The following is a 13,596-nucleotide window of genomic DNA, read 5'->3' on the forward strand; positions in this document are numbered from 1 at the left end:
TGCCGGAGGCGGAATCGAACCACCGACACAAGGAATTATGATCTTGGTGCTGGAAGGGGAAATATATGAGTAAGCATAAAACCTCTCTCAGTGATGCAATACTTCAACGTGGCAAAACACCACAATCACTAACTGATACTGTTGTTTTACCTATGGCAGAAATGCCAATGGTATTAACGTTGGATGAGTTACAGCTAAACCCAGATAATCCTCGCCTCAGCCGTAATCCCCGTTTCGACGATATTAAAGCTTCTGTTCGTGCCAGAGGACTGGATTCTGTACCGAAAGTGACGCGAGATCCGGAAGATAGTGGAAATGTTTACATTTTCAGTGATGGAGGCAATACCCGTTACCAAATCCTATGTGAATTATGGAAAGAAACGGGTGAGGAACGTTTTTTCCGAATCCCCTGTTTGTTTAAACCCTGGCCAGGTCGATTGCAGTGTGTCATTGGGCATCTGGCAGAAAATGATGTTCGGGGGGATTTAACGTTTATAGAGAAAGCGCTTGGTGTTTTTAACGCAAGTTCTATGCATGAGAAATGTTTGGGAAGACCGGTCTCACAACGAGAATTGACAGATTTATTAAAACAAGAAGGGTTTCCAATATCACAAACCAGCATCAGTCAGATGCATAACACGGTGCAATATTTATATCCTCATATGCCCAATTTGTTGATATCGGGTATGGGGCGTCCGCAAGCAGTAAACATATTGTCTTTACGAGTTGATGCTCAAAAAACCTGGAATAGTTTTTCTTCGGAGGCATCGTGTGGGAAGGACTTCGATTCAGTTTTTGGTGAGGTATGTCAGCGCTTTGATAATCCTGAACTCTATTCTTTTGACATGTTACGGGATGAACTGATTGGGGAATTAATAAAAGCTTTGCCACATCCTGCCCTTAATTATGATCGTTGGTTATTGGAGCTCGATCCTAAAGAGCGAAACCGTCGTCAGTTATTTGGTGAGCCCCCTCCTATTGCTGAACATTTGAGCGATGCGGATAGACAAGTCGCTGAAGTGCCTGAAAAGTCGGTACCTCCTGTGACTAAAAGCGCTGCCTGCGTTTCAGCAGTGGAACCTGAGTCGTATAGGGATGTTATCGAATGTCAGGAAGATAAAAAGACTGAGGAATATGAAGCTTGTCCGCCCAAAGTTGAAGTTCAACCTGATGTATATGAAACTCGGCCAACTCTATCCAGTGAGTTATTGACAATACAGGATAAGGAAGATATTGCGCCTTTAGTATCAGCACCTTTATCGCAGATAGTTCCTTCTACTTTAAGTGAATTTAATCACTGTCTTCCAACACCACCACAGACTTCATTATTAACAGAGCCTATGGATGAATAGCCCGGTGTCAGTCCTTACGCTGTGTATCCATCATGAAAATTTTGCGTTAATGCTGCAACAAGCCCGACGTGAACAAAAACGTCTGCAACGTCTTGATCGGGCATTGATGTTAGGGGGCTCAATTGAATTGATGCAACACTACTTTGGGTTGACTTCTGTTGAGGTGAATTCCCGTCGTCGTATGTTAGGGATTGAAGCTCGCCAGGGTCGATGCCTGATGCTGACAGATAAAGGCAGTGCTGAGGTCTGGCGACTGTGGAAAGCGCATGTCACTGATCTGGATAGTGCGGATGGGCTGGATGTGATGATGCAGGCCGTTGAACAGCTGGTCGTGTCACTGACGGCAGTCTGGAATGCTGTACGTGGCTGGATTGAAGACGAAAAGAACACAGTAAAACCTGAAGTTGGTCAGGGACGGCAAGACAGGTGAAAAAGACAGAGATCACTCAGGGGTTGCTGGCCCCCTGTTCTGTACCACTCGTCTATAGAAAGAAAGCGGTAGAACAATTGAAACGTTATCGACAGGGTAGCAAAAATTACACTCGGATCAGCCAGGATTCCCTGATAGATAATCCGTATGCCGATATGGCGATGTTGGCACTGGAAACTAAGCTTGCTTCTGCTCATGACCAGATGCAGGCGGCGTTAGCGGAACTGGCGGCTACACTCTCGGGAGTACCTGCTCAGATCCATTTATCTGAGATTGCCTCTGTCGCCCCGCTCAATATTGGTGTCTACAGTCGCACGCCTTTAGGTTACCGCTGTGTCTGGTTATTAGTAGGCTATGATCAACTGGTGATGAAAGCCTTGCAGGCGCACCACTATGCGCTGATTTCCCGTCAACAATGTGACGGGTTTTTAAAAAAGGGGGGACATTGGGTACGCCAAATCTACGGTGCTGTCCAGCCGTACCGTAGTTTTGCTGTTACTCGTGACGATATCCTTTCCCAAACCCCTGCCGGCAGGGAAGCTATTACCCGTTTGGGGCTGCCGGATGAGGCTGTTATGCGGGGCGAAAAACGTTCTGTTTTTTCTCCTTCCATTAAAAAGTACGGTAAAGCAGAAATAAGCGATGAAACTGTTTCTGTGTGAAAAACCGTCTCAGGGGCGGGATATTGCAGCGATATTAGGTGCAACAAAGCGCGGGCAGGGGTATTTAACGGGTCCGGGGGTGACAGTAACCTGGGCAATTGGACATTTACTGGAAACTGCCAGCCCAGAAGTTTACGGGGAGCAATATGGAGCTCCCTGGCGGGCGTCAGTGTTGCCGATATTGCCGGCCTCCTGGCAAATGGTGGTCAAAAAGGAGACGGCTGACCAGTTTACTGTTATCTGTCGCCTGCTGAAACAGGCAGACGAGGTGGTGATTGCCACTGATGCTGACAGGGAAGGCGAGGTTATTGCCCGGGAATTACTGGATTATTGCCAGTTTCAGGGAAAAATATCCCGTTTGTGGTTGTCTGCTCTGGATGAGGTGAGTATTCGGGCGGCGCTTGCTAATATTTTGCCCGGTGAACAAACGGCATCGTTGTATTTGGCGGGACTGGGACGAGCCAGAGCTGATTGGCTCATTGGCATGAATTTTACCCGACTCTATACCGTGAAAGCCCGTGAATGCGGATATAGTGACATTTTGTCTATTGGACGTGTTCAGACGCCCACTTTGGCACTGGTTGTCTTTCGAGATCAGAAGATTATCGCCTTTACGGCTAAACCTTATTGGCAGGTGGTGGCTGACCTTCAGTTTGACGGACGAATTTTCCGGGTGGATTGGGTACCCGCTGCGACCTATTGTGATGAAGAAAAACGCTGTATTCATCAGAATGTGGCACAGACAGTGGTTAAGTTATGCCAACAAGCTGGTACGGCTACGGTCCTGGAAATCAACACTAAACGGGAAAAGCATGCGGCTCCTCTGGCATTCGATCTTGGCAGTTTGCAGCAAACGTGCTCAAAAAAATGGGATATGGGAGCTCAACAAGTACTGAACATTGCTCAAAACTTGTATGAGACGTATAAGGCTATCACTTATCCCCGCACAGATTGTGGCTATTTGCCTACGGTTATGCAGGCGGAAATTCCTCAAGTATTGGATGCTGTGGTTAAAAGTGATCCGGCTATGCGGATTGTGGTGGATAGTCTGGACAGGACATTGATTTCGCGTATCTGGAATGACAAAAAAATTACGGCGCACCACGGTATCATTCCGACAAAACAGCCCGGTGATATGAAGAAGATGACGGATGATGAGCGTAAGGTGTACCAGCTGATACGTCAGCATTATTTGGTACAGTTCCTTCCTCTGCATGAAATGGATATAACTGAAGTGACTTTTGATATCGGTGGGCAATTGTTTCGTACCCGGGGCAATGTAGTGATTGTTCCTGGCTGGAAGGTATTGTTTTCAGCGGGTAAAGATGAATCGGCATCCATCGGGAAAGACGATTCTTTGGGAGAAAGTTTGCCGTCGATGGTCAAAGGCAGTCAATGTCAGGTTAATGAGGCTACTTTACGCATGTTGCAAACTCAGCCACCCGCTCACTTCACGGAGGGCACATTGATTGCGGCGATGAAAAATGCCGCTGCTTTTGTCAGTGACCCGCAACTTAAGAAGGTATTGAAGGACAATGCCGGGCTGGGAACGGAGGCTACTCGGGCAGGGGTACTGGATACGTTGTTTAAACGGGGTTATCTGACGAAAAAGGGCAAGTATATCCACGCTACGCAGATTGCCAGCGAGTTGATAGCCGCGTTGCCTACCGCGTTGACCAACCCGGGATTGACTGCATTGTGGGAACAGGCGTTGGATGATATTGCTCAGAGACAGGCGGAGTTGCCGGATTTTATGGCTCGTCAGATACAATGGACCCAATATTTAGTGGAGCAGGTTCAGGCGCAGAAAGTCGTGATCACGCCGCCGCCTTCATTGCCTTGTCCGGTGTGTGGAGGCGTGACGCGTCAACGCCAGGGAAAAAACGGTGTTTTCTGGGGGTGTATAAAATACCCGGAATGCAGTGGGGTAGTCAGCACCGTCGATGGAAAAAGAAAAACCAGATCTACCCGGCATAAGAACGTACCGAAAAAACCGGCAATGACAGGGTGAGCTGATTTTTGTTGTGTACCTAAGCTGAGATCTGGAAAGGTAAACTGGCTTTGATACATTGCACCCCACGATTGCGGTTTGACAGGCAAGTCGTGCATAGATTTTCTCTGTTGTCAGTCCGGTAAACGGCTTCCTTTGAAGGGTTGGTAAATAGCCGCGCTGGGATAGTTGAATGTCCCTGGAGTTTGTTGAGACTACTTAGCTTTCATCTTGTACCACATGTCAGTGCAGATTCCTCGCCGTCCTTTGGGCGGCGCTATTTTTTACCGCTTCCCAAAAATCATTTTCCTCGTTGACAGTCTGGCTTCCTGATTCAAAAATGCGTGGGATAACTTGTTGTCTTCGGACAATCGCCAATATTCCCGCAGTCTGAGAGGAATGCCTTTGGGTGACTGCTCTTAATGTCAGAAAGGTCTGAGACTGACGCTTTCGTGTGACCTGTCATAAAGCCATTGTAGCCTGAGAGACGGTGCCTGCGGGCGGTAAACCCGTTTATCCTTTGGAAACGGGTATCACTGATAACAGTGATGAAGGTGTATTTTTAACTTATCAGATAGCCGGTGTTTGACACTGGCTTCCCGACGGGAAACATCACTTCCCGTCGTGGTGATGTGTTCTCCGTCGTTTCTTTTTTTCACTTCATGGAGAGAACATCATGTCTGCAACTACCACTGAAAATAAATATTTCAACCTGAATATCAATGGATTGGGGTATCTCAGCAATGTCCGCAAGGTGAATGGTCAGAATGGCAGTTTTTTCAGCGCGGTCATCAATGCATTGAGTGGACCAACAGAGAATCCGTCTTACGTTCGCTTTGATGTCACGGTTGCCGGTAAGGAAAACAGTGACTTAATCAGCCGCTGTCAGAAAGCGGTTGATGAGGACAAAAAAGTCTTACTGGGTTTCACATTAAGTCAGCCGTCTACCGGGATTTTTACGTTGAACAAGGGTGAGCATGCCGGTGAACAGCGTGTCAGTTTAAGAGCGCGGTTGATTAAAATTGACTGGATCAAAATCGGGCAGGAGATGGTTTATAAAGCTGAAAAACCTGAATCCGTGCCGCCTGTACAGAATAAGTCTTCGCAAAAGCATTATGCAGAGAATTCATTTTGACTGCCCCTGAAGTCTCTCCGGAGTGCATTTTTTCGGGGAATTTTTTTCATCTACATTTTGAAAGGGAAGTTACATGGCTTCACGCGGCGTGAATAAAGTGATACTTATTGGACGATTGGGACAAGAACCAGAAGTGCGTTATCGGCCAGAAGGTGATGCAGTGGCGGTATTGTCACTGGCAACATCGGAAACCTGGCGGGATAAACAAACCGGAGAGCAGAAAGAGCGTACCGAATGGCATCGGGTAGTCATTTTCGGCAAACTGGCTGAAATTGCTGGTGAATATCTGAGAAAAGGCAGCCAGGTGTATCTTGAAGGTCAGTTGCGTACCCGTAAATGGTTTGACAAGACGAGTGGGCAAGATCGGTATAGCACGGAGGTGGTGATTAGTCAGCAAGGTATAATGCAGATGCTGGGTGGTCGCGGTCAAAGCGAACCTTCTCGTTCAAGTGACCGGGGACAACCACAACCCGTTTCGTCTTCTTCAGAACCGACTCGTGGAAATGAACCACCAATCGATTTTGACGATTTGATCCCTTTTTAGAGTTCACCTAAGAGTGAAAGTGTAAAGAAATTAAATCAATGCCCTTATTTGTAAGGGTTCAGACCGTTGACAAACCTCGTTGAAAATAACGGGGTTTGTTCCTTTCATAATGCCCCCATTTTCCTCATTAACCCGGTTTAATCGTCCGCCAGGGCGTTATTTTTGACTCTCCTGCATTGATAGGCTCACTTTCCAGAGATAAAAACAACAAATCATCGCGACCAGCAAGGCTATCTTCTTGATATTTTGGGCTGTTTCCGCCAAAAAATACTGTATTTGCACTTTCTGCAACCGGCGAAAACGGGCATAACGGTGTCCGTGATGTTGCTTCGCATCCGCAAAACTACGCTCTATCGTCTCCTTTCGTCGCTTGTAAACTTTTTTACACCACTCCGTTAGTCGGTTTTCTCTGTCCTGTTCTTTACTGGCCTCCCAGATATGGCGGGTTATCGTTTTTCCGCCTTTCGCGTGAGTGCAGGCATCGCGTTGCGGGCAACACTGGCAGATAGCCGCCGGAGCCTGATAATGCCGGTATCCCTGATGGCCGGTTGGGGTATAAATCAGGTTTTCTCCTTGCGGGCAGACATAACAATCCTGCGGTTTGTCATAGGCAAAAATGTTTCTTCTGAAAGGTGTTCTGCCCCTTATTCGGCCGGCGATAACCCATGATGGGGATAATGCCTGACTGTTCCGTCAGGTAACAAACCGGAGCCGTAAAATAGCCTGAACCCAGCCCAACCGCGAGGAGATTGAGGGAAAAATGCGCCAGTTGATGCGTCAAACGCCCGATAAAAGGCTGGTTGTTGTGGACATTATCTGGTGTGGCATAGGTATCGGTGATAATACCGACTTGCCCATCCACAGTACGGTGGTCAAGGTAAAAGCCCCCTGGGGTTGTTGGTCCGGTGCATAAATCCGCTTTCCGGATCGGTGGGACTGACCTTCGTCTTTCTCTGCCGTTCCTCAAGGGCTGGCTTCAGGCTTTTTTTCCGGCCGCTGCCCGGTCTTCATTGACGGCTTTATGCAGGGCGTCAAAATAGGTGCCGGGGGGCACAGCACGTTGTTCGTGCCTGGATTTGTGCGGATTGGCACTGGCTTTCAGGTGGGTGCTGTCAGTGTAGAGTACCTGACCGCCGACCAATCCTTTGGTTATCGCCTGTTCGACAATGTGGTCAAAAATCTGCTGGAAGACCGCCGTATGATTGAAACGGAGGCGGTTCTGACTCAGGGTTGAAGCATCAGGCACCTTCTCAGTCAGTCCGAGGCGCAGAAACCAGCGATAAGCTACATTAACCTGAATTTCCTGTACCAGACGGCGTTCACTGGGAATACCAAATAAATAGCTCGGTAACATCATCTTAAGCAACATAACGGGATCGATAGCCGGTCAGCCATTATTATGACAATACAAAGGCGCGACTAATTAGCGGATGAATTCGAAATCAATAGCGGCATCGATTTTACGGACCCAATGATTTTTGGGCACCAGCTCGTCAAGCGAGTGCGTTTCTGGCGGGAAAGTCTGAGGAGGCGGTGTTCTTAACATGGCGGCAAGCTACGTTTGGTGAACGAAACTTAATTAAAACAAAGTGCCGGATAAAAAAACAGTACTTTGTCAATAATCTGAACTTTCACATGTGAAAGTTCGTGTGATGGTCATGCTTAGGAGGAAAATAAATGGGCGAACTTTGGAGCAGATCATAGCTTCTCAACTACCTGAACTTGTAAAGTCAGCAAGTAGCAAGGTATCTCATCAATTACTTCAAATTCAGCTTGCGGAGCTATCTTCCCGTTTAGGGTATGAAGAAGATACGGAAATTGATGATGAAAATTCCAATATCTTATTGAATTTAAATGGATTTGCAGAAGGAGCGGGCGGTAAGCTTCGACTTTTTGTGGACTTACCGGATGGTACGCACCACGGGTTCAAGCTATTGATTCTAAGACTTTAAGACATTTCAAATAAGCCTTACGTTAGGATGACTTAGGGCAATAAATAAAGTAATTTTAGTAATGATAAATTGAAATCAAAAATAAAAATTAGCAAGGAGGGTTAGAGTTGAAAATAGCCCGTATCGACATACAAAATTTTCGAAAACTACAATCCTGTCGTGTAGAGCTTGCTGGGAAAAGTACGGTTTTCGTCGGCGCTAATAACAGTGGTAAAACGTCTGCTATGGACGCGCTGATCATGTTTTTGAAAAAGGCAAAGCGCAAAGAGCTTTCAACCACCGATATTACTTTATCCAATTGGGCAACCATCAATTCGGTCGGCACTGGCTGGATTAGTGAAAGTGAAAAACAAGCCCCAGTCCCGGATCTGACTTTGGATACATGGCGTACACAATTCCCTTCGATTGATGTGTGGTTAGAGGTGGATGAGTTACAAATACACTACGTCAGCCACATTTTGCCCACCTTGGATTGGGATGGCGGCTTGCTGGGTGTCAGGTTAATTTTAGAACCGAAAAACCTTGAATTACTATACAAAGCTTATATCAACGCTTACTCTGCAGCTAGGGAAACTATATCTGCTCACAAGATAGAAGCAGATGAAACAACTGGATCACCACTGGTATTATGGCCAACTTCAATGCGTGATTTTCTGGATAGAAAGCTTCAGGAATTTTTTGCGATTAGCGCTTATGTGCTAGATCCAGCTTTAGCCGACAACGAACAACCTCAGGCTTTTACAGAATTCATGGAGGCAATTGATGGTGACCCGTTTGATGGCCTATTTAAGATTGACATCATTAACGCGCAGCGTGGTTTTTCAGACCCAAATGCTGGTGAAGGCGCGGCAAATACTGATCGGCGCTTGTCTGCTCAGTTAAGGAATTACTTTGATAAGCACCTCGACCCTAGCGAGCTTCCTGATGTGAGCGATCTGGATGCACTTGAAGCAATGGAAAGTGCCCGAACAGTATTTGATCAAAAATTGAAGACCAGTTTCAGTGCCGCTATTGGTGAGTTGGAAGGGCTTAATTATCCTGGGTTTAGCGACCCACAAATTTTACTGTCAAGCAAAGTGAATCCATTAGAAGGACTGAATCATGACTCGGCAGTACAGTTTAAAGTCATTCGCAGTGAAGACCCTTCAGGTGATGCTTTTTGCCTGCCCGAAAAATACAACGGATTAGGTTATCAAAATCTGATTTCGATGATTTTTAATCTGATTCGCTTTCGTGATGAATGGATGCGTGTTGGCAAGGTTAGCAAAAGAGAAGAAAGCAATAATAGGCCTATAGAGCCTCTGCACTTAATGCTAATTGAAGAGCCTGAAGCTCATTTACATGCGCAGGTGCAACAAGTCTTTATCAAGAAAGCTTTCAGTGTGCTGCGTAATCATCCTGATCTGGAAGAAAAACAGCAGTTTGCTACTCAGATGATCGTTAGTACGCATTCTAGCCATATAGCACACGAAACAGATTTTACCGGACTGCGTTATTTCCGTAGGAAACCATTGGTTAATGAACTTGAAGTGCCAAATGCATGTATCGTTAATATGTCTACCACTTTTGGCGCAGATAGAAAAAAGACTAAAGTTGAAATAGCCCAAGAAACACAAGAGCAAGAGAGAATCGCAACGGCACAATTTGCAACGCGTTATTTAAAAACAACACATTGCGATCTATTTTTTGCTGATGCTGCTATTTTGGTTGAAGGTCCCGCTGAGCGGATGTTGGTGCCTCACTTTATTCGAAACCATTATCCAGATTTAGATAGAAGTTATATTTCTATTCTGGAAATTGGTGGTAGTCATGCGCACAGATTACGTCCACTTATTGAAGCCTTAGGAATACCTACGCTGGTAATTACCGACCTCGATTCAATTCAGGCTGAGTCAACAAGTAAAGCTCGTCCGGTAATGGGTCAGGGCTTCAAAACGGGGAACGATACATTAAAAACTTGGGCACCAGGAAAAACATTATTAGACGAGGTATTGAGGGCTGAGTTTGAACAGAAGACAGCGAGTAACGGAAAGGTCAGAGTTGTTTACCCTTGCACTGTATCAATTCAGTTTAAAGATGAGAAAGACGTACCGGATCAACCAGAGCCGGAATCAGCGATCCCTTATACCTTTGAGGATGCACTGGTTTTAGCTAACTTGTCAGTATTTAGAAAGATGACTGATAAAACTGGTCTTATCAAAAAAATGGTTGAAGCCGTTAATCAACCAATGCTTGATACAGCCTGTCACTTCATGTTTTGTGCACTAGATAAGAACGCCAAGAAAGCTGAAATGGCACTGGATCTATTGTATTCGGTTGAACCAAGCACTTTTAAAGCTCCGCACTATATTGCTGAGGGGCTCAATTGGCTGGAAAAAGAGTTGATCAATAGCTCTCCGCTTGCGGCAAAGTCGGAGGCAAAGGAATGACAGAGGTGATTGATACTAAGACAGTTGACGATGAGATCTATGGATGTCTAGATCTAGATAATCCAAAAAGCTTCTTTTTGTTTGCCGGGGCTGGTTCGGGCAAAACTCGCTCTTTAGTCGAAGTACTTAAGCGATTTCGTGAACATAATATCCATCGTTTGCGAGTAAAAGCACAACAAGTAGCAATCATTACTTATACCAACGCCGCTTGTGATGAAATTAAACGCCGCTTGGAGTTCGATTCTGCCTTTAGCGTCTCGACCATTCATAGTTTTGCTTGGGAACTAATCAAGCCGCATCAGCATGATATTAGAGAGTCGCTTAGAGTCAGACTTCAATCAGACATTGTCGAACTTGAGGAAGCACAGCGTAAAGGTAGAGCAGGCACAAAAGCGGCCGAAGATAGACCAAAGCAGATTGCGGCCAAACTAAAGCGGCTGGAGTCACTAAGCAACATTAGGAAGTTTACTTACAATCCTAATGGTGAAAATTTGGGCAAGGATTCACTTAACCATGCCGAAGTGATCGGCATAACCGCTGAATTGCTGATCAGCCGTCCATTGTTGCAGCAAATTCTTACACGCAAATTCCCGGTTTTGCTTGTAGATGAAAGTCAGGACACGAAAAAAGAGCTAATTGATGCTTTGTTTGTAGTTCAGAGCTTACATCAGGACAAGTTCTCGTTAGGTCTGTTCGGCGACATCATGCAGCGGATTTATAACGATGGAAAAGAAGACCTAGGTCTAGCTCCATTGCCGGATGGTTGGCTTACTCCAAAAAAGGAATATAACCATAGATGTCCTCGTCGAGTTGTGAAACTCATCAATAAAATTCGAGCCGAGGTCGATCAAAACTTACAGCAATCCGCTAAGCTAGAGGAAGGCTTCGTTAGACTATTTATTGCGGATACATCTGATGGGATAGACAAAGAGGCTTATGAGCGCTTTGTTTGTCAAAAAATGGCAGAGATTACAGCTGATGACTTGTGGATAGCAGAGAAAAAACACAATAAAACACTAACCTTAGAACATCACATGGCGGCACAACGAGGGGGCTTTGCAAGCTTTTTCAATTCTCTCTATGAAGTAGATAAGCTTAGAACCGGTTTGCTTGATGGAACCCATGCTGGCATTACTTTTTTTTCAGAGAGAGTACTTCCACTTATCAAGAGCTTGGACGTAGGTAACCACTTCGCTGTTTCTAGAATCGTTAATAAGTATTCGCCACTTATTTCTAAAGAATGTATTGAACAAAGTGCTGAGCCTAAGGCGGAGTTAGCAAAAGCTAAGGATGCTGTCGATGGTCTTTATGTTCTATGGCGTGATGACGCAGATCCCTCTCTAATCAACATCCTTAAAGAAGTTCAGCGCACTCGTTTGTTCAATGTCCCCGATGTTCTCACATTGATTGCTGAGAGGCAGGATAGGAACTATGAAAAAGCAGAAGATGATAATGATCGAGATCCCGTTGTTGACGCTTGGGATACCGCGTTGATGTCTCGCTTTAGTGAGTTTAAGGAATACGTTGCGTACATATCTGATGAATCTAGGTTCGGTACTCATCAAGGCATTAAAGGGCTCGAATTTCCAAGGGTAATAGTCATTCTAGATGACGAAGAAGCTCGTGGCTTTTTGTTCAGTTATGATAAATTGTTTGGAGCTAAACCCCCAACCGCAACAGACATACGTAACCAGAAGGAAGGCAAAGAAACTAGTATTGATCGCACTAGACGACTGTTTTATGTGACTTGTAGTCGAGCGGAAAAAAGTTTAGCGATAGTTGCTTACACAAACGAGCCTAATAAAGTAAAAACGAATATTATGAGTCAAAATTGGTTTGAGGAACATGAAATTATATCCTGTCAAATATAACTTAATGTGTATTAGTCGCGACTAATACATTTTATGTCCTGTCGTTTTCATTTATCTACTTCCATCAAGAATTGGTCCAATTGTTGGAGGAAAATAAAGTTTCATCCTATTGAGTGTGCGTTGTCGGTGTTCTAATGGGTTGCATAGTAAAACGTAGTCCCAAGGCGTTGGCAACCTTTGTGATTGTAGTAAAATGTAGGTTTCCCTCGCCAGAAAGGGCCTTTCTCAGCTCATTCCAACATTTCTCGCTATTTGGCTGATGTTACGGGCTCGTGCTATGTCACCCAAAGCAGCCACAATAAGGGAAGGATCACCATCTTCCATCACGGCCTCTAGGTACGCCGTAATATCTTCCTCTGTTTGGAGGTAATCAGCGGTATCGTAGCGGCTGAACTTTACTTTTTGGTTTTTCATTGGTTACTTCTTCATGGCGTGGCAATGACTTTTGCCAATTCAATATCGAGGGATTGGCTGTTTTTGCCTCCACCGCACTGTGTTGTGGTTTAATTTCTAGGATACTTCAAAAGCCCGGTTACTTACAGATACCGAGAATAACCCTATGCGAATCTGACAAAAGTATCAAAATGCGTTGACAAAATTTACGCCAGGCGTAGTATTAACTTTACCAACGCTCGCAATGTTCCCTAGGGGATGTTAGTGGGCTTTTTTTTCTTCAGGAATGACGGCTAATCATGCCTTATACCCTCTATCCAAAGCCGTATCGCTCACCGGGGAGCTTGTTGTTGATTTACAGGTTAAGTATCTTTAGCTTCAGAATACTGCCGATGCAGCACGAATTCTTAGTCAGATAAGCTATCACCACTTCAAAATTTACCTGCATCTGTTCCTCAATCCGGCCAGTAGCACGCTGCAAAAATTAGCGGCTGAATTTGGTGCGCGAAAATTTTCAACTTTGTCTAACTGGGTCACCATGTTGCATGATGTTCGCAACAAGTGTGCCCACCATAGCCGCCTTTGGAACGTCAACCTGTCTGCACCAAAAGATATGAATCAGATGATCAAAACGCTTGGTATTACCAGCCTGGACTTTTTTGACACGATTGATGATCTGATCCAGCGATATCCGGCGATTCGACCTTACCTGCGTAGCGCTGGGTTTGCCCATAACTGGCGGGCAGATCCGCTCTGGCATTAACTTTTCACTCTGACAAATTGACTCATTTGACGCACTGACTTCGATGGGTGCGTTTTTTTTGATTTTGCAAAAAGA

Annotated in this window: 10 protein-coding genes and 2 pseudogenes; 10 read left to right on the plus strand and 2 right to left on the minus strand. The window is 45.4% G+C overall.

Annotated features, from left to right (window positions below):
- Positions 1-152: 152 nt before the first annotated feature.
- From B0X70_RS05405 to ssb, 6 genes and pseudogenes are all read left to right on the plus strand, one after another.
- Entirely contained in the window at positions 153-1,352 is a 1,200-nt protein-coding gene (locus B0X70_RS05405; RefSeq protein ID WP_418889065.1) for a ParB family protein, read from the plus strand.
- Positions 1,348-1,782 (plus strand): annotated as a pseudogene (locus B0X70_RS05410) (DUF2857 domain-containing protein); the annotation flags it as partial. The gene B0X70_RS05405 and the pseudogene B0X70_RS05410, both read left to right, overlap by 5 nt.
- Positions 1,779-2,444 carry a PFL_4669 family integrating conjugative element protein gene (locus B0X70_RS05415; protein ID WP_246593441.1) on the plus strand — a complete coding sequence of 222 codons (666 nt, stop codon included), beginning with the start codon at positions 1,779-1,781 and terminating at the stop codon, positions 2,442-2,444. The pseudogene B0X70_RS05410 and the gene B0X70_RS05415, both read left to right, overlap by 4 nt.
- A complete protein-coding gene (locus tag B0X70_RS05420) occupies positions 2,425-4,455 on the plus strand; it encodes a DNA topoisomerase III (RefSeq protein ID WP_217471075.1) in 2,031 nt (676 codons plus the stop codon). The genes B0X70_RS05415 and B0X70_RS05420 overlap by 20 nt, the downstream gene beginning before the upstream one ends.
- Before the next feature lie 655 nt (positions 4,456-5,110).
- Complete coding sequence (locus B0X70_RS05425; RefSeq protein ID WP_023045225.1) at positions 5,111-5,569, plus strand: STY4534 family ICE replication protein; 459 nt, start codon at positions 5,111-5,113, stop codon at positions 5,567-5,569.
- Positions 5,570-5,642: 73 nt separating this feature from the next.
- The gene (gene ssb / locus B0X70_RS05430; RefSeq protein WP_217471076.1) at positions 5,643-6,113 is read left to right on the plus strand and encodes a single-stranded DNA-binding protein; all 471 of its coding nucleotides are present in this window, start codon (positions 5,643-5,645) and stop codon (positions 6,111-6,113) included.
- Positions 6,114-6,269: 156 nt separating this feature from the next.
- On the opposite strand, the pseudogene B0X70_RS05435 reads toward ssb, so the two are convergent.
- Positions 6,270-7,659, minus strand: a pseudogene (locus tag B0X70_RS05435) (IS1182 family transposase).
- A gap of 91 nt (positions 7,660-7,750) precedes the next feature.
- Here B0X70_RS05435 and B0X70_RS05440 point away from each other — a divergent pair.
- The 3 genes from B0X70_RS05440 to B0X70_RS05450 all read left to right on the plus strand — a co-directional run bounded on the left by B0X70_RS05440 (position 7,751) and on the right by B0X70_RS05450 (position 12,365).
- Positions 7,751-8,065, plus strand: coding sequence for a hypothetical protein (locus B0X70_RS05440; protein WP_217471077.1), 315 nt, complete (start codon positions 7,751-7,753; stop codon positions 8,063-8,065).
- Between the two features lie 107 nt (positions 8,066-8,172).
- Positions 8,173-10,494, plus strand: coding sequence for an AAA family ATPase (locus B0X70_RS05445; protein ID WP_217471078.1), 2,322 nt, complete (start codon positions 8,173-8,175; stop codon positions 10,492-10,494).
- The gene (locus B0X70_RS05450) at positions 10,491-12,365 is read left to right on the plus strand and encodes a UvrD-helicase domain-containing protein (protein ID WP_217471079.1); all 1,875 of its coding nucleotides are present in this window, start codon (positions 10,491-10,493) and stop codon (positions 12,363-12,365) included. The genes B0X70_RS05445 and B0X70_RS05450 overlap by 4 nt, the downstream gene beginning before the upstream one ends.
- Positions 12,366-12,590: 225 nt before the next feature.
- Here B0X70_RS05450 and B0X70_RS25740 read toward each other — a convergent pair whose 3' ends face one another.
- The gene (locus B0X70_RS25740) at positions 12,591-12,779 is read right to left on the minus strand and encodes an addiction module antidote protein (RefSeq protein ID WP_217470313.1); all 189 of its coding nucleotides are present in this window, start codon (positions 12,777-12,779) and stop codon (positions 12,591-12,593) included.
- Between the two features lie 427 nt (positions 12,780-13,206).
- On the opposite strand from B0X70_RS25740, the gene B0X70_RS05460 reads away from it, so the two are divergent.
- Positions 13,207-13,521 (plus strand): Abi family protein, encoded by a 315-nt coding sequence (locus tag B0X70_RS05460; protein ID WP_472853263.1) that lies wholly within the window; start codon positions 13,207-13,209, stop codon positions 13,519-13,521.
- The last annotated feature ends 75 nt before the right edge of the window (positions 13,522-13,596 follow it).

The organism is Photorhabdus akhurstii, assembly GCF_019090985.1.
Taxonomy (GTDB): Bacteria; Pseudomonadota; Gammaproteobacteria; order Enterobacterales; family Enterobacteriaceae; genus Photorhabdus; species Photorhabdus akhurstii.